The sequence below is a fragment of the Paenibacillus sp. IHBB 3054 genome (assembly GCF_051594305.1).
Taxonomy (GTDB): domain Bacteria; phylum Bacillota; class Bacilli; order Paenibacillales; family Paenibacillaceae; genus Paenibacillus_AQ.
Genome location: NZ_JBOFBG010000002.1, coordinates 296,313 through 316,417, shown reverse-complemented (window position 1 = coordinate 316,417; position 20,105 = coordinate 296,313). Strand labels below are relative to the sequence as shown.

Genomic DNA, 20,105 nt, shown 5'->3' with positions numbered 1-20,105 from the left:
TAAGTAGGGATGTGACCTAATACATGAGCATTCTTGTAGATAAAAATACGAAAGTCATCACGCAGGGCATAACAGGTTCGACGGGCTTGTTCCATACCAAGGGAGCGCTGGATTACGGCACGCAAATGGTGGGCGGGGTTACACCGGGCAAAGGCGGCACGACGGTGAATATCACGCTGGAGAACGGCAGTGAGGTCAGCCTTCCTGTATTTGATACGGTGATAGCAGCCAAAGCAGCGACCGGGGCAACTGCGAGTGTAATCTATGTGCCACCGGCGTTTGCTGCCGATTCCATTATGGAAGCAGTGGATGCAGGGCTGGAACTGGTTATTTGCATTACAGAAGGCATCCCGGTACTGGATATGGTGAAAGTATCGCGTTACATGGAAGGTCGTTCTACGGTTCTGATTGGTCCGAACTGTCCGGGTGTGATCACACCGGGAGAGTGTAAAATCGGCATTATGCCGGGCTACATCCATACTCCGGGGTACGTAGGGGTTGTTTCACGCAGCGGAACTCTGACCTATGAGGCGGTGCATCAGCTAACTGAGCGCGGCATCGGCCAGTCTTCGGCAGTAGGGATAGGCGGAGATCCGGTTAAGGGATCGGAGTTTATTGATATTCTCAAGCTTTTTAATGAGGATCCGGGAACCAAGGCGGTCATTATGATCGGAGAAATCGGCGGTACGGCAGAGGAAGAAGCTGCTGTATGGATCAAGGAAAATATGACCAAACCGGTAGTTGGGTTCATCGGTGGGGTTACTGCACCTCCAGGCAAACGAATGGGCCATGCAGGTGCGATTATTTCCGGAGGAAAAGGGACGGCCAGCGAAAAAATTGCCGTGCTGGAATCCTGCGGTATTAAGGTGGCTCCTACTCCGGCAGAAATGGGCTCTACACTTGTAAGTGTGCTGGAAGAGCGCGGCATTCTGAGCGCCTTTACCGGAAGCTAAGTTTCTACTATTATATTTATCAGCATACGTATGTTCTTTAGCAGGGCATCGTGTATAATATGTTCAAAGGTAAGCAACCTTTTGTTCCTGTTCATGGGGATAAAAGGTTGCTTTTTTTGCGTTCAAATCTGCTGCCGTATAGACGTTTAAGGAACTGTAACTTGCATTTCTGACACAGGTATCACAAAATAGGGAAGGCTGACCTTCCTCACGAGGGAGAATGTGCATATGGATTCGCGATATTTGTTGTTTGGATTAAATGAAGTGGAAGGCATCGGCTGGAAGAGTATCGACAAAATTCGTCGAGCGGGTATGTTGACGGATTTGGCTTTTACCTGTGGTGCCGGTGATTGGGAACGTGTCGGAATCAGCGGGAAAATGTCGCAGCGTCTCGAAGCGGTATATACTTCCGAGTGGATTCACCGTCGTCACATTCTAATGAAAGAAAGCGGAGTAGAAATGGTAACTCTGCTCGATGAGGAGTATCCCGGGCTCCTGAAAGAGACGCCGCAGCCGCCGTGGGTGCTCTACTATCGAGGCAGCCTCGCCCTGGCCTCTCGTCCGGCGATTGCCATGGTTGGCACCCGTGTGCCTACGGCATATGGCCGTAAGGTAGGGGAGACGCTGTCAGAGCAGCTGAGCGGGGCAGGCCTTACTGTGGTCAGCGGACTGGCCCGGGGGATCGACAGTGTATGCCATGAAGCAGCCCTGCGTGGATGCGGGAGTACGATTGCGGTGGTCGCGACGGGACTGGATAAGGTCTATCCCGTAGAGAACCGGGAACTAGAACATCAAATCGCACAGGATGGACTAGTAATCAGCGAATATCCAATTGGCACTAAAAGCCACCCAGGCTTGTTTCCACAGCGCAACCGGATTATTGCCGGCCTTGCCCTTGGGACGGTGGTCGTAGAGGCGGACAGCCGCAGTGGCTCGCTAATTACTGCCGATGCGGCCCTGGAAGCTGGTAGAGATGTTTTTGCCGTGCCGGGTCCAGTGACTTCACCCAAAAGCAGGGGTGCGAACGACCTGATCAAACAAGGGGCAAAATTAGTGACCGGCGCTCACGACATCGTGGAAGAATACATATCCTATCTGCCTGTAAAGTCGGTAGAACAGAGAGAGAAAGAGCTCTTTAACCCGGAAAACGGAGACAAGCTGGCAGAAAAGAAATTGACAAGTGAGGAGTCTCACCTATACCATATACTGCATCAAGGCCCATTTACGTTGGATGAGCTGTTGGGTAGAACGAGATGGGATTTTGGACATTTGCATTCAGTTCTGTTATCTTTAATCATAAAAAAAGCGGTAACACAATTACCGGGTGCAATTTATAAGGTAATTTAATATAGAAGAGATTGTGTTAAGCGTATGCTTTCGGATTCAGATATGCCCGAAGCAGTTCTAGGAAGCTTATGCTTACAAAACTTTTAGGAGGAACAACCTATGGCGGATGCATTAGTTATCGTCGAATCGCCTGCAAAAGCGAAGACCATCGGCAAATATTTAGGCAGTAAATATATCGTAAAGGCCTCAATGGGACATATCAGAGATTTGCCAAAGAGCCAGATTGGCGTGGAAGTAGAGAATGATTTCAATCCCAAATATATCACGATCCGCGGTAAGGGTTCCATATTGAAGGAACTCAAAGACGCCAGCAAAAAAGTGAAAAAAGTCTATCTGGCGGCTGACCCGGACCGTGAAGGTGAAGCCATTGCCTGGCATCTGGCGCATGCGCTGGATTTGGATAATACCGAGGAGTGCCGTGTTGTCTTTAATGAAATCACCAAACAAGCCGTCAAGGATGCTTTTAAGACACCCCGCAAAATCAACATGGATCTTGTGAACGCACAGCAGGCCCGGCGGATTCTTGACCGCCTTGTCGGTTACAAGATTAGCCCACTATTATGGAAGAAAGTCAAAAAAGGCCTGTCCGCCGGACGGGTTCAATCGGTTGCAGTCAAGATCATTATGGACCGGGAGAATGAAATTTCCGCTTTCGTCCCTACTGAATATTGGAGCATCACCGCAAAGCTCGGCATTCGTGATTCCAGTTTTGAAGCGAAGTTTCATAAGCTGAACGGAGTGAAAAAAGAGCTGGGCCAGGAAAGCGATGTTCAGGAAGTTCTGGAAGCTATCAAGAACGCTGCTTTCAAAGTAAATGAAGTGAAAGAGAAGGAGAGGCAGCGCCACCCTTCTGCACCGTTTACGACAAGTTCGCTGCAGCAGGAAGCTGCACGTAAACTGGGCTTTCGTGCAGCCAAGACGATGTCCGTGGCACAGCAGCTCTATGAAGGTGTGGAGCTGGGCAAAGAAGGCACCGTTGGTTTAATTACCTACATGCGTACTGACTCCACCCGGCTGTCCACAACGGCACAGGATGAAGCCAAGGAACTGATTGGGGCAAAATACGGTGAGAAGTTTATACCGGAGTCGCCTCGCCAGTATTCCAAAAAAGCCGCAGGTTCGCAGGACGCGCATGAAGCGATCCGCCCTACTTCAGCATTCCGCGAGCCGGAGACCGTCAAAGAATATATGAGCCGCGATCAATTCCGCTTGTATAAGCTGATCTGGGAGCGTTTTGTATCCAGTCAAATGGCTTCTGCGCTCTTGGATACGCTCTCCGTGGATATTGCCGCAGGCGATGCTGTCTTCAGAGCCGTAGGCTCGAAGGTTTCTTTCCCGGGCTTTATGAAGGTTTATGTAGAAGGTAATGATGATGGAACAACAGATGAAGAGAAGTTTCTGCCTCCGCTCAAAGCCGGAGATGATCTGACTAAACAGGATATTGAACCCAAACAGCATTTCACACAGCCTCCACCGCGTTATACAGAAGCACGTCTTGTTAAGACGCTGGAGGAGTTGGGTATTGGGCGTCCAAGTACCTATGCACCAACGCTGGAAACGATCCAGAAGCGTGGTTATGTGGCTATCGAAGAGAAGAAATTTATGCCTACTGAACTTGGTGAGCTAATTATAGAGCAGATGGAGGAGTTTTTCCCCGAAATTCTCGATGTGGAATTTACAGCACATATGGAGGGGGATCTTGACCATGTAGAAGAAGGCGCGGAGGATTGGGTGAAGGTACTTGCCGAATTTTACGAGTCTTTCGAGAAGCGGCTAATCTTCGCGGAAGAAGAAATGAAAGAGATCGAGATTGAAGATGAGGTCTCCGACGAGCTCTGCGAGAAATGCGGCAAGCCGATGGTTTACAAGCTGGGGCGTTTCGGGAAATTTCTGGCATGCTCAGGATTTCCGGATTGCCGCAATACCAAGCCGATCGTGAAGGATATCGGAGTAAACTGTCCGAAATGTCATGAAGGCAAGGTTGTTGAGCGGCGCAGCAAAAAGGGACGCGTCTTCTACGGCTGCGATCAGTATCCAGGCTGTGATTTTGTTTCCTGGGATAGACCTTCCATTAAGCCATGCCCTGTATGCAACTCCTGGATGGTTGAGAAGCGCAACAAACAAGGGACCAAGCTGCAATGCACTTCGTGCGATCATACAGAGGCCGTATTGGACAACGAAGAATTAGCAGAATAATAGTCGCTACAGGAGGAAAGGAAATTGACAGAAACAGCTAAAGTAACAGTAATAGGCGCTGGTCTTGCCGGCAGTGAGGCTGCATGGCAGATCGCTTCGAGCGGAGTGCCGGTCAGACTTTATGAAATGAGACCTGTTGTAAAGACGCCTGCGCATCACACGGATCAGTTTGCTGAACTGGTATGCAGCAACTCCCTGCGTGCAAATGGTCTTGGCAATGCCGTAGGTGTATTAAAGGAAGAAATGCGGCGGTTGAATTCGCTGGTCCTGGGTGCCGCAGACCGGAATGCGGTTCCTGCCGGCGGCGCGCTTGCCGTAGACCGGGACGGATTTTCGGGTGAAATTACTTCGACGCTGCATAATCATCCTTTGGTGGAAGTCATAAATGAAGAACTTATGCATATACCGGAGGAAGGGATTGTCGTTATCGCGACTGGTCCGCTGACTTCTCCGGCTTTGTCTGCTGAGATTAAAGCGCTGCTCGGTGAAGAATATTTCTACTTCTATGACGCTGCAGCGCCGATTGTGGAGAAAGACACCATCGACATGAGCAAGGTGTATTTGGCCTCCCGTTACGACAAAGGGGAAGCAGCCTATCTTAACTGTCCGATGACGGAAGAGGAATTTGATGTTTTTTATGATGCGCTGATCTCGGCCGAGACCGCAGCACTTAAAGATTTTGAGAAAGAAATTTATTTTGAAGGCTGTATGCCGATTGAAATCATGATGAAGCGCGGCAAGCAAACGGCATTGTTCGGCCCAATGAAGCCGGTAGGACTCATGAATCCTCACACTGGAAAATTGCCTCATGCAGTAGTGCAGCTACGTCAAGATAATGCTGCAGGTACACTTTACAACCTGGTTGGATTCCAGACCCATCTTAAATGGGGGGAGCAGAAACGTGTTTTCTCGCTGATTCCGGGTCTTGAGAATGCGGAATATGTCCGTTATGGCGTAATGCACCGCAATACTTTTATTAATTCTCCCAAACTGCTGCATCCCACTTATCAGATGAAAGGCAAGGAAAGATTGTTTTTTGCCGGACAGATGACGGGGGTCGAAGGTTATGTGGAATCGGCTGCTTCCGGAATGATCGCCGGAATCAACGCAGCCAGAGCTGCGCTTGGCGAGGAAGGTTTGATCTTCCCGGAGGACAGTGTACTGGGCAGCATGCCTGCTTACATTACTTCCGCAGATCCGGAGCATTTCCAGCCAATGAATGCCAACTTCGGCCTGCTTCCTAAGCTTGAGAAGAAAATCCGCAGCAAGAAGGAAAAAAATGAATTACTGGCTCACCGTGCACTGGACAGTATTGCCGATTTCGCTGCCCGCACAGGACTTCCCTACACAGAACCGGAGATCACTGAACCAAGCCCGACTTAAACTAGGGTGTGTTAAGCCGTTCTTTTGCAAGTGGCATCTCACAAAACTTAAGGTATATGCTTTCGAAGCCAGTTTTGTTCGAAGGGATTCAAGGTGCGAAGCTCACAAAACTTAAGGTAAATGCTTCCGAAGCCAGTTTTGTTCGAAGGAACTCAAGGTGCGAAGCTCACAAAACTTTTAGGAGGTTGCAAAATCATGTTACCCAGCTTTCATGCGACTACAATTTGTGCGGTTAGACATAATGGCCATGCGGCAATAGCCGGCGATGGTCAGGTTACTTTTGGAGAAAGTGTCATCATGAAGACGACGGCTAAAAAAGTCCGCCGCCTGTACAGAGGACAAGTAATCGCTGGTTTTGCGGGTTCCGTGGCCGATGCGATTACTTTATTCGAGAAGTTTGAAGGCAAGCTGGAGGAGCATCACGGCAATCTGCAGCGGGCAGCTGTGGAGCTGGCCAAGGATTGGCGCCAGGACCGCATCCTGCGCAAGCTGGAAGCCTTAATGATTGTGATGGATAAAGAGGGGATGCTGCTGATCTCCGGTAACGGTGAAATCATTGAACCGGATGATGATGTGTTGGCCATTGGCTCCGGAGGAAACTTTGCACTGGCGTCAGGACGTGCGCTGAAACGCCATGCTCCGAATTTAGAAGCTGCCGAAATCGCCAGGGAAGCACTGCAAATCGCTTCCGAGATTTGTGTGTATACCAATTCCAATATTATTGTTGAACAATTATAGGCATGGAGCCGCAGAAAGAGGGAGGAAGTCATAATGGGTAATCAATCGCTTACACCGCGTCAAATCGTAGCAGAACTTGATAAGTATATCGTTGGCCAGAAGCAGGCAAAAAAATCGGTGGCAGTTGCACTGCGTAACCGATACCGCCGCAGTTTGCTTGCTGAAGAGCTGCGGGATGAAGTTGTTCCAAAAAACATTCTGATGATCGGTCCTACTGGGGTAGGGAAGACTGAGATCGCCCGCCGGCTTGCCAAGCTTGTAAATGCCCCGTTCATCAAAGTAGAGGCTACGAAGTTTACCGAGGTTGGTTATGTGGGGCGCGATGTGGAATCCATGGTCCGTGATTTGGTGGAGACCTCCATCCGTATGGTTAAGCTTGAACGGACAGAGAAGGTGAAAGACCGGGCTGAGGAATTGGCAAATGAACGGATCGTCTCGATTCTCGTTCCGTCTACCTCCAAGAACAAGTCACAGCGGAATCCCTTCGAAATGATTTTCGGCGGCAATAACGCAAGCTCCGAAGATACAAAGGAAGAGCCCGAGGATGGTTCGCTCAGCGAACGCCGGCGTGGTGTCAAATTCAAACTGCTGGCAGGGCAGCTGGAAGACGACATCATTGAAATCGACGTGGAGGATACCGCCCCTACGATGCTGGATATGTTTGCCGGGCAAGGCAATGACCAGATGGGAATGAACATGCAGGAAATGTTCGGCAGTCTACTGCCCAGACGGACCAAAAAACGCAAGCTGCCGGTCAAGGAAGCACGCAAAGTGCTGATTCAGGATGAAGCGGCCAAGCTGATTGACATGGACGACGTCATTCAGGAATCCGTGTCCCGTGCCGAGCAGTCCGGTATTATTTTTATCGATGAAATCGATAAGGTTGCCAGCCAGGGCAAAGGTTCTGGACCCGATGTTTCCCGTGAAGGGGTGCAGCGTGATATATTGCCTATCGTCGAAGGATCTACGGTGATGACTAAATACGGACCTGTGAAGACGGATTATGTCCTGTTTATGGCAGCGGGAGCCTTTCATATTGCGAAACCTTCCGACCTTATCCCTGAGCTTCAGGGGCGATTCCCGATTCGTGTGGAGCTGAGCAGTCTTACACTGGAGGATTTCGTCTCCATATTGACTGAACCGGAGAATGCGCTGACGAAACAATATGTTAATTTGCTCAAGACGGAAAATATTGAAATTCAGTTCCAGCCGGAAGCGATCCAGGAAATCGCCAAAATTGCAGCCTCTGTGAACCAGAACATGGAAAATATAGGTGCGCGTCGTTTGCATACCATTCTCGAGAAACTGCTGGAAGACCTATCTTTTGAAGCTCCTGAATTGACTCTCGATACAATGGTAATCACTCCGGAATATGTTCGTGAAAAACTGTCAGAAATCGCACAAGACCGCGATTTAAGCCAGTATATCCTCTAATCCGACAGCCTCCAAAATTACTTCAAATTAGGTATATTGAAGTAGTGACATGACAAAAGTCGATGGAAATCAACCTTTTTATGTCACTAAATGCTAAATAAAGTTAGATATTGGAACGAAAAAGGTAAATAATTGAAAAACCATGCTTTAAGCCCTCTCTTTTCAGAAAAGATAGGGCTTATTTCTTATTGTAATAATATACAATTTCTAAGAGAATCAATGTATATGAGATTGACATTTTAAATCTTCATCGACAGCTTTCGACCTGCACTTCATGAAAAAAAGTTAAAAATTTAGCTTTATTTGTCGAAAGTAGCAGGATTTCGGAAGAAGTTGTGGAATTCTTTTCATTATGATAGCTTTGGAAGGGAGGGATTTGCATGGGTTTGCTAAACAATGTCAGTTTTCAAAGACTACAGGCAGGCATTGATGCCGCCAATAAACGACAAAGTGTTTTGGCCAACAATGTGGCAAATAACGACACACCGAATTTCAAACGCTCCGACGTTTCTTTTGAAAGTTTGCTTAGGCAACAGGAAAGTGGACTGAAGTCAACGCTTAACGCGAAGATATCGGATTCCCGCCATTTCCAATTCGGATCGGCTACAGCCGTTCCGTCTGCAGTAGTCACTACAGACCACACCACCTCGATGAACAACAATGATAATAATGTGGATATGGATCGCGAGATGGCGTTAAGCGCTGAGAATCAGCTTCGGTACAACTCTTATGTACATCTGTTAAACAGTGATATCACTAAAATGCGCACAGCAGTTGAGGGGAGGTAGCAAATAGTGAATTTTGGTAGCAGCTTTGGAATAAGCGCTTCAGCTTTAACCGCTCAGCGGCTGCGGATGGATGTAATATCCTCCAACATTGCCAACGCTGAAACAACCAGAGCCTCTATAGTGGACGGCAAAGCCGTACCTTACCGGAGAAAGCTGGTGGTGCTGGAGACAGCCGAGAACAAAAGCTTTTCCAACATATTGAATGCTAAGATGAATGGTGAAAGCGAAGGGGTTAAGGTACAGTCGATTATTGATGATGCCTCACCTATGAAGCCGGTATACAACCCCAGCCATCCTGATGCGGATGCCGAAGGTTATGTGTATATGCCTAACGTAGATGTCACGAAGGAAATGGTGGATATGCTGTCTTCCTACCGTTCCTATGAAGCTAATGTTACGATGCTGAACGCATCCAAGGCTATGGTAATCAAAGCGCTTGAAATTGGACGGTAATTTTGAAATGACATCTTAGGAGGAAAACAGTTGATACAGAATTTAACTATCGGAACCCAAGCTGTTCAACCGCTTGCTATGAAGCCAGTAGCTACAGAGTCAGAAGCGGTTAGCGGTTCCAAACAAAGCTTTGGTTCTTATCTGCAGGACGCACTTAATCAAGTGGCAGAGCAAGAGCAATATTCCAAGGATATGAGTAATAAATTCGTATTGGGAGAAGTCAACATTGATGAGGCTTTGATTTCTTCCCAGCAGGCATTGCTGAGTTTGCAGCTGACTACACAAGTCCGGAACAAAGTGATCGAAGCCTATCAGGAAATTATGAGAACTCAAATCTAAATAATCCTTAGCTTAGTTTCGGATGGGGTGACACTGTGAATGAACGATTGGCCCAGTACCGGGAAAAAATCACCCAGTATTGGAACAGATTTAGCGCTAAACAGAAGATTTTATTTTTTTCTACATTGTTTATCATTATTTTAATAATCGTAGTTTTGACCATGCAGCTTTCGAAGACGGAATATGAAGTGGCATTTCGAGATCTGGACAGCACGGACTCCGCTGGAGTCATGACTTACCTGGATACAAAAGGAATTTCATACCGTTTAAGTCCGGATGGACACAGCATATCCGTACCAAGCACAGAGGCCGCTCGCATTAAAGTGGATATTGGCTCGCAGGGAATCGTGCAGGGAGGTTCCATCGGGTATAAAGTGTTTGAAGAATCTTCGTCGATGATCGGTACGACGGACAGTGAGTTTGATGTTAAATACAACAATGCTTTAAACGGTGAAGTGGAACAGCTGATGAGACGGATGCAGGGAATCAAGGATGCTAAGGTACTGATTAATTTGCCCAAAGAGACGGTCTTTGCCGCTCAAGAGGGTCAGGAACAGGCTTCGGCTTCCATTGTACTTTCCTTTGATCCAGGATTTAGACCATCACAGGACAATATTGACGGTTATTTCAACCTTGTAAAGACTGCTGTGCCGAATTTGCCGATTGACAACATCACGATTGCAAATAACGAGATCGAGTTGATGCCGACAGCTAAAGGCGGACAGGCAGGAGTTACCAACCAGGTTGAAGAAAACTTTGCTCTTCAAAAGAAATTTGAAGAAGAAGTTAAGAAAAATGTGAAACAGTTCCTAACTACGCTCACAGGACCAGATAAAGTCGATGTCCTTGTCTTCTCCAAGTTGAATTTTGACAAAGAGAACCGGAAAGAAGATCTCGTTACTCCGGTAGATACAGAGAATATGAAAGGGATTGAAATCAGTTCGCAGATTATCAGCAATTCCTATTCGGGGCAAGGAAATACTACCGGAGGCGTTGCGGGTACGGGCTCAGAAGATGTCTCAGGTTATCCGTCTGGAACTAATACAGGCACTTCTACATCTGAAGAATCATCAGAGACCCGAAACTACGAAGTGAACCGGATCACCAAGGATATTATCGCTAGCCCGTATACTGTAAAAGATTTAACCATAAATGTTGCGGTTGAACCACCTACAGGAAAAAATATTTTGGATGATACTACTTCAGCAGCAATTAAGAATATTCTGATCAATATTGTAAGAGCAACTCTAGCAGATTCAGGAGTCACATATACAGACGCGGATTTGACCAAAAAAGTTTCGGTATACTCGCAACAATTCGGAAATACAGCTGCTGAAACGGGATCTGGCGGACTTGCTACGTGGATGATTTGGGCCATTGCTGCGGCAGCATTGCTGGTTGGCGCAGGTGGAGGATACTTCATTTACCGCAGCCGCAAGAAAACAGAAGAAGAAGAAGTGGAAGATGACATTCCGCTGCAGGTTCCTACCGAGTTTCCTTCTATTAACTTGGAGAACGTGACGAATGAAAGTCAGGTTCGTAAGCAGTTGGAAAGTCTGGCGAAGAAAAAACCGGATGAATTCGTAAACTTGTTGCGTACATGGCTTGCAGACGAACAGAGGTGAACTAATGGCAAAAGCTAGCCAGCAGGGTCTCAGCGGCCGCCAAAAAGCGGCGATCCTGCTTATCACACTAGGCCCTGAGGTATCGGCACAAATATTCAAACATCTAAGAGACGAGGAGATTGAACAACTGACTCTGGAGATAGCCAATGTCCGTAAGGTGGACAGCGGCGAGAAAGAGTCAATCATGTCCGAGTTTCACCAAATATGCCTCGCTCAAGAATATATCTCTCAAGGTGGTATCAACTATGCCAAGGAGATTCTGGAGAAAGCGCTTGGTTCAACCAAGGCTATGGAGGTCATTAACCGCCTGACGGCAACGCTGCAAGTCAGACCTTTTGATTTTGCACGTAAAGCTGATCCGCATCAAATATTAAACTTTATCCAGAATGAAAATGTACAAACCATTGCCCTTGTATTATCTTATCTGCAGTTTGAGCAGGCAGCTTCCATTCTTTCTTCCTTGCCACAAGAGAAGCAAGCCGAAGTTGCGAGAAGAATCGCGATTATGGATAGTACTTCACCAGAGGTCGTTACGCAAATCGAACGCGTGCTGGAGCAGAAGCTTTCTGCAACGGTAACGCAGGATTATACGAATGCAGGCGGTATCGAATCTATCGTACAGATCCTGAACGGTGTTGACCGGGGTACGGAACGTACGATTCTGGATTCCTTGGAAATTCAGGATCCGGAGCTGGCCGAGGAGATCAAAAAACGGATGTTCGTATTCGAGGATATTGTCAATGTGGACAACCGTTCCATCCAGCGCATTATTAAGGATATCGAAAATGCGGATTTGCAGCTTGCTCTCAAAGTGGCCAGCGAAGAAGTACGCGATGTTATTTTCCGCAACATGTCCAAACGGATGGCCGAAAGCTTCCGCGAGGAAATGGAATATATGGGTCCGGTGCGGTTGCGTGATGTTGAGGAAGCGCAGACCCGTATTGTAGGCACGATCCGCAGACTCGAAGAGTCAGGTGAAATTATCATCGCCCGTGGTGGAGGAGATGACATCATTGTCTAAGCTGATTAAACATTCTCAATATGTTCCCGTAGATGTGCTTAAGCGGCTGGAACAAGCCAGGCAGCATGCAGGGCTTGTTGTAGAGCCGGCTCACGAAGAAACAGCAGCAGCAAGAGAGGTTCAATATCAGGACCCGGCCCGTGAAGAGGCAGAGCAAGCACGCAAGCAAATGCTGAAGGACGCCCAGGAGTTCGCTGAAGGACAGGTCCGGAACGCATCGCAGGAAGCTGAGAATATTGTGGAATCGGCACGGAATGAAGCTGAGGAATGGTGGCGGCAGCGCAGGGAGCAGGATGAGCATCTTATAGAAGCTATCAAGGCCGAGGCGTTTCAGCAAGGTTATCAGGAAGGCGTCACACAGGCTGAACAGGATATGGTGCAAAAGCTTGCGGAGATGATGGAAGAAGCACGTAATGTTCTTCAAGAAGCATACCGCGGGAGAGACGTCATTATTCAGGAAGCTGAACCTTTCCTGGTGGAGCTTAGCTGCAGTATCGCCGAGAAAATTGTGGACAAGCAGTTGACGGTTGAGCCGCAATTCGCACTGGATCTGATCCGCAAGAATCTGGCCCGCAAACGTGAACAGGGACTTATCTCCCTCTGCGTTTCACCTGCGCAGTTCGCTTTCGTCAATGCGGCCAGGGAAGAATTGGCGCTGGCGGTGGATTCGCAGGCCGAACTTCAAATCCTGCCTGATTCCACGGTCAAGGATCTTGGGTGTGTGATCCGCTCTTCCTTCGGCAGCATTGATGCACGGATTGACACTCAGCTTGCAGAAATCAAGAAAGAGCTGGTTCGAATCGCATTGGACACCGAGGAGCACAGAAATGGGGAAGGCGATGCTTGACAGTGGGCGATATAAAGAACAGCTGCGTAATTTCGATCCTGTAAGAATTAACGGGAAGGTTACCCAGGTGATCGGGCTAATGGTTGAGTCAGAAGGGCCGGATGCCAGCATCGGTGATGTCTGCTACATCTATCCTTCAAAAGGCAATAAGCCGCTGCAGGCTGAGGTTGTAGGCTTCCGCGATAATAAAGTGCTGCTGATGCCTCTTGGAGAATTGCAGGCGATAGGCCCCGGCTGTGATGTTGTAGGTACAGGCAAACCTCTGAGTGTTCAGGTTGGCTCTGAACTGCTTGGCAAAGTGCTTGACGGATTGGGCCAGCCGCTCGACGGCTCGCTGATCCCGGCGCGGATGCCGCACAGTTCAACCTTTAATATTCCGTCCAATCCGCTGAACCGTCCCCGGGTGCTTGAGCCCATCAGTATTGGCGTCCGGGCGATCGACGGTTTGCTTACGATCGGCAAAGGTCAGCGGGTTGGGATTTTTGCAGGCTCCGGCGTTGGCAAGAGTACTCTAATGGGCATGATCGCCCGCAATACTTCGGCGGATGTGAATGTAATTGCCCTTATCGGGGAGCGGGGCAGGGAAGTGCTGGATTTCATTGAACGTGATTTAGGGCCGGAAGGCCTGCAGCGTTCGGTAGTTATTGTTGCAACATCCGACCAGCCGGCTCTCATCCGGATCAAAGGTGCACTGATCGCCACAACGATTGCTGAATATTTCCGCGACCGTGGACTGAATGTGATGCTGATGATGGATTCGGTAACACGTTACGCCATGGCACAGCGCGAAGTAGGGCTGGCGGTAGGCGAACCTCCTGCAATGAGAGGTTACACTCCTTCCGTATTTGCCAGTTTGCCCAAGCTGCTGGAACGGGCGGGAACAGGGCCAACAGGTTCCATTACCGCTTTTTACACAGTGCTGGTGGATGGTGACGATATGAATGAACCCATTGCCGATGCTGTGCGGGGTATACTCGACGGACATATTGTGCTCAACCGGAATATCGCCAATAAAGGTCACTTTCCTGCAATTGATGTACTGGCCAGCATCAGTCGTGTAATGAAGGATATTGCTCCCGAGGAGCAAATTGACGCGGCCGAGAATGTAAAACGACTTATGGCGGTATATAAGGATTCAGAGGACTTGATCAATATCGGTGCCTATCAGAGAGGCTCCAATGCCCAGATTGATGAGTCGATACATTATATCGACAGCATCTGGGATTTCACGAAACAGAAAGTTAACGAAAAAGTGACGCTGGCCGAGGTTCAACAATCATTAATTTCACAGTTCTCGAGGAGTTGATCAGCAGTGAGGTTCCATTATACTTTTCAAAAAGTTGTGGACTTGAAAGGCAACGAAAAAACACAGGCAGAGTGGATGCTTTCAAGTGCGCTCGGAGAATTGCAAGCCCAGGAAAAAAGTCTTGATGAATTAATCTCTCAGCGCAGCACACTGATGCTGTCCCTGCAAAGTGCAGCCGAACAAAAGACACCGATGGCCAAGATACGAGAGATGCAGGTTTACATGGACTATCTGGATACCTGTATCGCCCGCAAGCATTTGGATATCCGCCGGGCTCATGTAGAGGTGCAGCATAAGCAGGATCATCTTAGTACTAAGGTCCTTGACGAGAAGGTCTGGCTGAAAGCCAAAGACAAGGCTCAAACTACATTTCAGCAGAATATGATTTTACGGGAACAAAACGAACTGGATGAGATGGCTACCGTCCGCTTCGCGATGAAATCCCTCTAACCCGGGAGGTTTCCGCTAGTGGCTAACAATGATATGGAATTTGAAAATGAAGAGTCAGCAGGTAAATTCGAGCGGTTTTTGTTCTTAATGATTCCGATCATATTCACTCTCGTACTGCTTGGTGTGTTGTTGACTCTATTTAATATGGATATCCGCAACAACGTGCTGGCAATCGGAAACAAGATCCCTTTTATCGAAAAGGTGATTCCTGATCCTCCCGCCGAACCGGGGAGCGAGACTGCCGCTGATCCTGAAGCGCAAAGCGAAGAGCAGGAGGCAAGTTCGGAAACAACGATCAAAAAACTTAAGGCCCAGGTTGCTGAGCAGGCCAAACAGCTGCAGCAGGTGATCGAAGAAAAAAAGACTCAGGAAACACAGGTTCAGGCGCTCCAAAAGCAGATTGACGGTATGAAGGAAGAAGCTGCAGCTGCGGAGGTTGCTCCTGAGGAGACAGAAGATCCGTATGAAGTGAAGGTCGCTGAATTAGCCAAACTGTATGCGGGAATGAAAGCCTCCAAGGCAGCTCCGATTATGGAGAATTTAACTACTGAAGAAATGGTTCAAGTTTTCAGCGCCATGAGTAAAGCCAGCAAAACAGCGATTCTGGAAAAAATGGATCCTAAAAAGGCTGCAGATGTCTCGATTAAGCTAAAAGAAACGACAGATTCTACCGATATGGCTATTGCAGCCCTTCAATCGAGGTTGAAGCAGAATGAGGCTAGTGTGGCCACAACAACTTCAAGCGCTAATCTCAATAAGGACAAGCTCAGCCAGACATTCACGTCCATGCCTGCGACAGAAGCGGCAACCTTGCTTGGTTCCATGTACAGTATTAGCCCTGATAAGGTGATTACGATATTGAACACGGTGAGCGACAGTGTAAGATCCTCGATCTTAGGCGAGATGACGAAGAAAAACAGCGCTCAAACTGCCAAAATTGTAAATCGGCTGATGGGTGGTAAATAACACTTGAAAGGAGGTGAAAAAAATGAATTTAGTCGTTCCATCACTTTCTGGCGGTAACCTGACAACATCGGCAGGAACTTCTTCTGCTGCGAGTGGAACAACAACGGCAATGCCTTTTGCCCAGACTCTAGTTCAGAGTATGACTGGAGGAACTGCAAAGGAAACAGAGACGCCTTTACTGGGCAATCTGGCTTCCTTGCTGCAGGGTTTGCTGAATAGCGCAAGCTCGACGGGGGAAGAAGCTGGTCAATCGCTGGGCGGTAAGGATGCAGAAAGTTCCGAGAGCTCTAAGCAGCTGGAAGGGCTTTTGCAGGATATTGAGAAGCTGGATGACAATATCAGCACTGACCCTGCTTTGCTCGCTGCCCTGCAAGGCTGGCTGATTCAGGTATCGGCACTGCTGTCCGGCAGTAACAACCCTGCTGAGACTGGTGCAGCAAACATGGACATTGACCCTGCATCGGGCTTATCTCCGCTTGCCCAGAATTCAGAGACTGTGCGTTTTGTTGTTCAGGATGACCTTACTAGTCTAGTGAATCTGATTCAGCAGTCGTCCGTTACCGGGAATGAAAAAAATGCGGCCGAGGGTATTGAGCTGTTGAACGAGCTCACGGTCATTATGGCCCAAGCTGCCGTTTCTGAGAGTAAACTTAAATCAAAACCAGTTATCCATGCGGAGGGATCAGCCGTAGAAAATAACGTTATTGCTAAAGAGTTAACTCGGGCAGGAACTTCTATACCGGACAATAAGGCAAAAACGGTAGAGGCAACGATCCTTAGCAATACTCCTGCTGTGACTTTGAAACAACAGGCTGCTGCAGAGAATAACAAGCTTGTATTTCATTTCGAAGCCAAGGCACCTGTACAAACTGTCGGCAATGCTGCCGCCACAACTGCCGCTAACGTTGAGAGCGCAGATCCGCTTACGCCTGTAACAAATACAGGTGCTGCTGCGGCAGAGGTGATCACAACACCGGCCTCCAAGACTGGAGCGGAGGTTAAACCAGCCGGAATTTTAGAAGAAGCTTTGCCCGAGATCAATGGGACTGCAGATGAGAACAATGTCGTGACTGCAGGACAATTGTCGCTTAGAGGCGGTATTACAGCGCCGCTGAAGGCAGCGACAGTCCAAGTGCCCGTTCATCAATTTGCTCAAGAAATGGACACAATGATCACGGGGAAACTTGAAATTCTAAAAAAAGGCGGGGTAGCTGAAGCTACAATTACGCTTTTTCCGGAAAATTTGGGACAAGTAGATGTTAAGATTACGATGCAAAACGGCAATTTGATTGCCCAGTTCTTGACTGAGCATTCCGGAGCCAAAGATATGCTTGAGCAGCAGATGAGTCAATTGCGCAGCGCATTGCAGTCTCAAGGACTTCAGGTCGAGAAATTGGAAGTTTCGCAGAATTCAGCGCTTCTCTCCCAGTTCAACGGGCAGCAGGGACGTCAATCGGCTTCCGGAGGGCAACAGCAGGATGGTCGCTCCAAGGAACGTCGTGAGGAAATTGCTGATGCGGTGCTTGCCGCAGAGCTTAATGGGGAATGGAAGGATTGGGTAGCAAACGGCCAGGAGGATATCCGTAACGAAGGCGGAGGCTTCTCAGCCAAAGCTTAATTTTTGAAAAAAAGTGAGGTGAAATGAAATGGAATCAACGACTCCGATAACGACTACCAAAGATCAATGGAATTATGTAGTTCCTGACAGCAGCAAGAAAACAACAGGCAGCTCCGTCCTGGGCAAGGATCAGTTCTTGAAAATCCTCATGACTCAATTGCAGAATCAGGATCCCACGCAGCCTATGGAGGATAAAGAATTTATCGCCCAGATGGCTCAATTCTCATCGGTAGAGCAACTTATGAATATTTCGACCCAAATGACGGCTATGAGTCAGTCGCTTGGTTCGGTCTCCGGATTGATCGGCAAGGATATCACCTGGAATGATACGGAAACCAAACTTCCAAAGACAGGAAATGTGGAATCCATCGTTGTCAATAAGGGTGTGCAATATGCAGTTGTAGGCACCGAGCGAATTGCTTTAACCGATATTACACAAATCCAGAATGCAGCATCTAAAGTGGAAACTGTGAGCGACAAGACTCAAGGCGACGCCGGGGAGAGCGGGGGGACAATATGAGCGACAGGTTGACTATAGGACAACTGTATCCCTCAAGTGTACATCCGCAGGCTCTACAGCGACAGCAGGCAGCAAAGAATACGGTCAAAACAGAAGCTTCATTTGAAAGTGTGCTTCAGCGGAATTTACTGAAATTCAGCAATCATGCCGCGAAACGACTGGAGCAACGGGGGATTGAACTTGGAACCCGTCAATTGGATGAGATCTCTTCGGCAGTGGATAAAGCTGCAGCCAAGGGTAGCAAAGAATCCTTGATATTAATGAAGGATATGGCTCTAATCGTCAGTGTGCCTAACCGTACTGTAGTCACGGCTATGGATGGAAGCTCTATGAAGGACAATGTGTTCACACAAATTGATAGTGCAGTTATTATCTCATAAACCGGCCGGTCCTATCGGGAGAGCCGGAGTAGACGCCGACCGACTGACGTGTCTACAGCTCAATTATGAATTACATTATAAATTATGGGTCAGCTGACTCTATAATCCGGGAGGATATTAATCATGTTAAGATCTATGTATTCAGGTGTTTCAGGTATGCGCGGATTTCAAACCAAGCTGGATGTCATCGGCAATAACATCGCCAATGTGAACACAGTCGGTTTCAAATCGGGCCGCGTAATGTTCAAGGACATCATGAGCCAAACCGTATCAGGCGTTACTGCTCCGGTTGAAGGCGGTCAAGGCGGGGTCAATGCGCAGCAGATTGGCCTTGGAGTAAGCATCGGTTCCGTAGACACCATGCATCTGGCGGGCAGTGCCATGACTACCAACAATCCTACCGACCTGCGGATTGACGGAGACGGCTTCTTCGTGGTTAGACTTTCGGATGATCAGGAGACTCCTTTTCTGACCCGTGCCGGTGATTTCCATATGGATGCAGCCCGCAACCTGATCACTTCCGATGGACTGCATGTTCTGAGTTCCGAGGGCGAGGCTATTCAACTTGCTCCGGAGGTAACGGCATTCTCAATCTCGAGCGACGGCACCATCGTACAGACGATGGCTGACGGAACAACTGAGCCGGGCGTTAGAATCGGTATGGCTAAAGTAAGCAATCCGCAAGGTTTGGAGAAAATCGGCGGCAATCTGTATCGCATGACACTGAATGCGAATGCCGATGGTGAGCTTGTGATAACGACTCCGAATGATGCGGAAGCAGGTACAGGGAAAATCGTCTCCGGTCAGCTAGAAATGTCCAATGTCGATCTGACGGGTGAGTTTACTGAAATGATCGTAACCCAGCGCGGTTTTCAGGCGAACTCACGGATTATTACAACTTCTGATGAAGTCCTTCAGGAAGTTGTTAACCTTAAGCGTTAATTTTTAAACCATAATCATAAACTTGCTGTATTGTGAAGTCTTGGGGGAGGAACTCCTCCCCCTATTTTTGTTAGGAGGCCTGTTATGATTTCGGTAACAAGATTGAATGGAACGCCAATGTTTTTAAATGCTTTGCTGGTAGAAATGGTAGAGGAAGGCCCGGATACTTACATTACACTGGTAACCGGAAAAAGACTGATCGTGCTTGAAAAAGCCGATGAGGTCATACGTAAGATCCGAGATTATAACAGGGACATAGGCACATATGCTGCCACCATTAAAGTCCAGTCTATGGAGGAGCTCTCATGAAAAAGATGATGCCGTGGCTCATTACAATTTTACTTGCGGTAACACTCATCGTAGTAGCTGCATTTTTACTAATGGATAAGATTTTCCCAAGCGATGCGAATGATGTGAAAGCGGCAGTTCAAAATGTGGAAACCAACAGAATGAGTGCTGATCAAATCGTCGAACTGACGGCGCAAATCACCGATATCAAAACTAATCTTGCCGATCCCGATTACATCCTTTCAGTAGACATCGCGTTCCAATTGGATACAGCGAAGTCCAAGGAAGAATTCGAAAAGATAAAAGCTATTAAGATCACGCCGCTAATTATTAAGGCGATTGCCGATACCAAGCCAGAGGATCTCAATGGTGCTAGCGGCAAAGATCAAATCAGCAGCAAGCTGGTGAATATAATCAACAAGAATTTGACTGAAGGGTCTATAACCCAGATCGAATTCACTAAATTCATTATGGCTTCTATTTAGCTGCTGGCGGGTTTAATTGTTTGATG

At 48.0% G+C, this 20,105-nt stretch carries 21 protein-coding genes; all 21 read left to right on the top strand.

The genetic code is table 11. From position 1 onward, the window contains the following. The first annotated feature begins 23 nt into the window (after positions 1–23). Complete coding sequence (gene sucD, locus ACQ76X_RS05110) at positions 24–953, top strand: succinate--CoA ligase subunit alpha (RefSeq protein ID WP_038593560.1); 930 nt, start codon at positions 24–26, stop codon at positions 951–953. Between the two features lie 228 nt (positions 954–1,181). Continuing rightward, positions 1,182–2,300: a DNA-processing protein DprA gene (dprA, locus tag ACQ76X_RS05105; protein WP_438492024.1), complete on the top strand. Its 1,119-nt coding sequence runs from the start codon at positions 1,182–1,184 to the stop codon at positions 2,298–2,300. Between the two features lie 99 nt (positions 2,301–2,399). Further along, positions 2,400–4,496: a type I DNA topoisomerase gene (gene topA / locus ACQ76X_RS05100; protein WP_438492022.1), complete on the top strand. Its 2,097-nt coding sequence runs from the start codon at positions 2,400–2,402 to the stop codon at positions 4,494–4,496. Positions 4,497–4,520: 24 nt separating this feature from the next. Beyond that, entirely contained in the window at positions 4,521–5,879 is a 1,359-nt protein-coding gene (trmFO, locus tag ACQ76X_RS05095) for an FADH(2)-oxidizing methylenetetrahydrofolate--tRNA-(uracil(54)-C(5))-methyltransferase TrmFO (RefSeq protein WP_438492020.1), read from the top strand. Between the two features lie 195 nt (positions 5,880–6,074). Further along, complete coding sequence (hslV, locus tag ACQ76X_RS05090; RefSeq protein ID WP_038593549.1) at positions 6,075–6,617, top strand: ATP-dependent protease subunit HslV; 543 nt, start codon at positions 6,075–6,077, stop codon at positions 6,615–6,617. Positions 6,618–6,650: 33 nt separating this feature from the next. Next, positions 6,651–8,051, top strand: coding sequence for an ATP-dependent protease ATPase subunit HslU (gene hslU, locus ACQ76X_RS05085; protein WP_438492018.1), 1,401 nt, complete (start codon positions 6,651–6,653; stop codon positions 8,049–8,051). Between the two features lie 380 nt (positions 8,052–8,431). Then, positions 8,432–8,839, top strand: a complete 408-nt coding sequence (gene flgB / locus ACQ76X_RS05080) for a flagellar basal body rod protein FlgB (protein WP_438492016.1) — start codon at positions 8,432–8,434, stop codon at positions 8,837–8,839. 6 nt (positions 8,840–8,845) lie between these two features. Beyond that, positions 8,846–9,292 carry a flagellar basal body rod protein FlgC gene (flgC, locus tag ACQ76X_RS05075; protein ID WP_438492014.1) on the top strand — a complete coding sequence of 149 codons (447 nt, stop codon included), beginning with the start codon at positions 8,846–8,848 and terminating at the stop codon, positions 9,290–9,292. 30 nt (positions 9,293–9,322) lie between these two features. After that, entirely contained in the window at positions 9,323–9,631 is a 309-nt protein-coding gene (fliE, locus tag ACQ76X_RS05070; protein ID WP_438492013.1) for a flagellar hook-basal body complex protein FliE, read from the top strand. A 35-nt stretch (positions 9,632–9,666) separates the two neighbouring features. Further along, positions 9,667–11,256 (top strand): flagellar basal-body MS-ring/collar protein FliF, encoded by a 1,590-nt coding sequence (gene fliF / locus ACQ76X_RS05065; protein WP_438492012.1) that lies wholly within the window; start codon positions 9,667–9,669, stop codon positions 11,254–11,256. A gap of 4 nt (positions 11,257–11,260) precedes the next feature. Further along, the gene (gene fliG / locus ACQ76X_RS05060) at positions 11,261–12,277 is read left to right on the top strand and encodes a flagellar motor switch protein FliG (protein ID WP_038593531.1); all 1,017 of its coding nucleotides are present in this window, start codon (positions 11,261–11,263) and stop codon (positions 12,275–12,277) included. Then, positions 12,270–13,124: a FliH/SctL family protein gene (locus ACQ76X_RS05055; protein ID WP_438492010.1), complete on the top strand. Its 855-nt coding sequence runs from the start codon at positions 12,270–12,272 to the stop codon at positions 13,122–13,124. The genes fliG and ACQ76X_RS05055 overlap by 8 nt, the downstream gene beginning before the upstream one ends. Next, positions 13,117–14,430, top strand: a complete 1,314-nt coding sequence (gene fliI / locus ACQ76X_RS05050; protein ID WP_438492116.1) for a flagellar protein export ATPase FliI — start codon at positions 13,117–13,119, stop codon at positions 14,428–14,430. Before ACQ76X_RS05055 ends, fliI begins: the two co-directional genes overlap by 8 nt. 6 nt (positions 14,431–14,436) lie before the next feature. After that, on the top strand, positions 14,437–14,880 hold the full coding sequence (gene fliJ / locus ACQ76X_RS05045) for a flagellar export protein FliJ (protein ID WP_438492008.1): 444 nt from the start codon (positions 14,437–14,439) through the stop codon (positions 14,878–14,880). An 18-nt stretch (positions 14,881–14,898) separates the two neighbouring features. Then, a complete protein-coding gene (locus tag ACQ76X_RS05040; protein ID WP_438492006.1) occupies positions 14,899–15,846 on the top strand; it encodes a MotE family protein in 948 nt (315 codons plus the stop codon). Between the two features lie 22 nt (positions 15,847–15,868). Beyond that, a complete protein-coding gene (locus ACQ76X_RS05035; RefSeq protein ID WP_438492004.1) occupies positions 15,869–17,464 on the top strand; it encodes a flagellar hook-length control protein FliK in 1,596 nt (531 codons plus the stop codon). 28 nt (positions 17,465–17,492) lie between these two features. Then, the gene (flgD, locus tag ACQ76X_RS05030) at positions 17,493–17,984 is read left to right on the top strand and encodes a flagellar hook assembly protein FlgD (RefSeq protein ID WP_438492003.1); all 492 of its coding nucleotides are present in this window, start codon (positions 17,493–17,495) and stop codon (positions 17,982–17,984) included. Further along, positions 17,981–18,364 carry a TIGR02530 family flagellar biosynthesis protein gene (locus ACQ76X_RS05025; protein ID WP_076110103.1) on the top strand — a complete coding sequence of 128 codons (384 nt, stop codon included), beginning with the start codon at positions 17,981–17,983 and terminating at the stop codon, positions 18,362–18,364. The genes flgD and ACQ76X_RS05025 overlap by 4 nt, the downstream gene beginning before the upstream one ends. Positions 18,365–18,487: 123 nt before the next feature. Beyond that, positions 18,488–19,306, top strand: a complete 819-nt coding sequence (gene flgG / locus ACQ76X_RS05020) for a flagellar basal body rod protein FlgG (protein WP_438492001.1) — start codon at positions 18,488–18,490, stop codon at positions 19,304–19,306. A gap of 84 nt (positions 19,307–19,390) precedes the next feature. Beyond that, positions 19,391–19,615 carry a flagellar FlbD family protein gene (locus ACQ76X_RS05015; RefSeq protein ID WP_038593507.1) on the top strand — a complete coding sequence of 75 codons (225 nt, stop codon included), beginning with the start codon at positions 19,391–19,393 and terminating at the stop codon, positions 19,613–19,615. Further along, positions 19,612–20,079 (top strand): flagellar basal body-associated FliL family protein, encoded by a 468-nt coding sequence (locus ACQ76X_RS05010; RefSeq protein WP_038593503.1) that lies wholly within the window; start codon positions 19,612–19,614, stop codon positions 20,077–20,079. The genes ACQ76X_RS05015 and ACQ76X_RS05010 overlap by 4 nt, the downstream gene beginning before the upstream one ends. Positions 20,080–20,105 lie beyond the last annotated feature (26 nt).

What these genes read in the sequence shown, in the direction of transcription:
- sucD (WP_038593560.1), top strand. Translation starts at nt 24, where the DNA reads ATGAGCATTCTTGTAGATAAAAATACGAAAGTCATCACGCAGGGCATA.
- dprA (WP_438492024.1), top strand. Translation starts at nt 1,182, where the DNA reads ATGGATTCGCGATATTTGTTGTTTGGATTAAATGAAGTGGAAGGCATC.
- topA (WP_438492022.1), top strand. Translation starts at nt 2,400, where the DNA reads ATGGCGGATGCATTAGTTATCGTCGAATCGCCTGCAAAAGCGAAGACC.
- hslV (WP_038593549.1), top strand. Translation starts at nt 6,075, where the DNA reads ATGTTACCCAGCTTTCATGCGACTACAATTTGTGCGGTTAGACATAAT.
- hslU (WP_438492018.1), top strand. Translation starts at nt 6,651, where the DNA reads ATGGGTAATCAATCGCTTACACCGCGTCAAATCGTAGCAGAACTTGAT.
- flgB (WP_438492016.1), top strand. Translation starts at nt 8,432, where the DNA reads ATGGGTTTGCTAAACAATGTCAGTTTTCAAAGACTACAGGCAGGCATT.
- fliG (WP_038593531.1), top strand. Translation starts at nt 11,261, where the DNA reads ATGGCAAAAGCTAGCCAGCAGGGTCTCAGCGGCCGCCAAAAAGCGGCG.
- fliI (WP_438492116.1), top strand. Translation starts at nt 13,117, where the DNA reads ATGCTTGACAGTGGGCGATATAAAGAACAGCTGCGTAATTTCGATCCT.
- ACQ76X_RS05035 (WP_438492004.1), top strand. Translation starts at nt 15,869, where the DNA reads ATGAATTTAGTCGTTCCATCACTTTCTGGCGGTAACCTGACAACATCG.
- flgD (WP_438492003.1), top strand. Translation starts at nt 17,493, where the DNA reads ATGGAATCAACGACTCCGATAACGACTACCAAAGATCAATGGAATTAT.
- ACQ76X_RS05025 (WP_076110103.1), top strand. Translation starts at nt 17,981, where the DNA reads ATGAGCGACAGGTTGACTATAGGACAACTGTATCCCTCAAGTGTACAT.
- flgG (WP_438492001.1), top strand. Translation starts at nt 18,488, where the DNA reads ATGTTAAGATCTATGTATTCAGGTGTTTCAGGTATGCGCGGATTTCAA.
- ACQ76X_RS05015 (WP_038593507.1), top strand. Translation starts at nt 19,391, where the DNA reads ATGATTTCGGTAACAAGATTGAATGGAACGCCAATGTTTTTAAATGCT.
- ACQ76X_RS05010 (WP_038593503.1), top strand. Translation starts at nt 19,612, where the DNA reads ATGAAAAAGATGATGCCGTGGCTCATTACAATTTTACTTGCGGTAACA.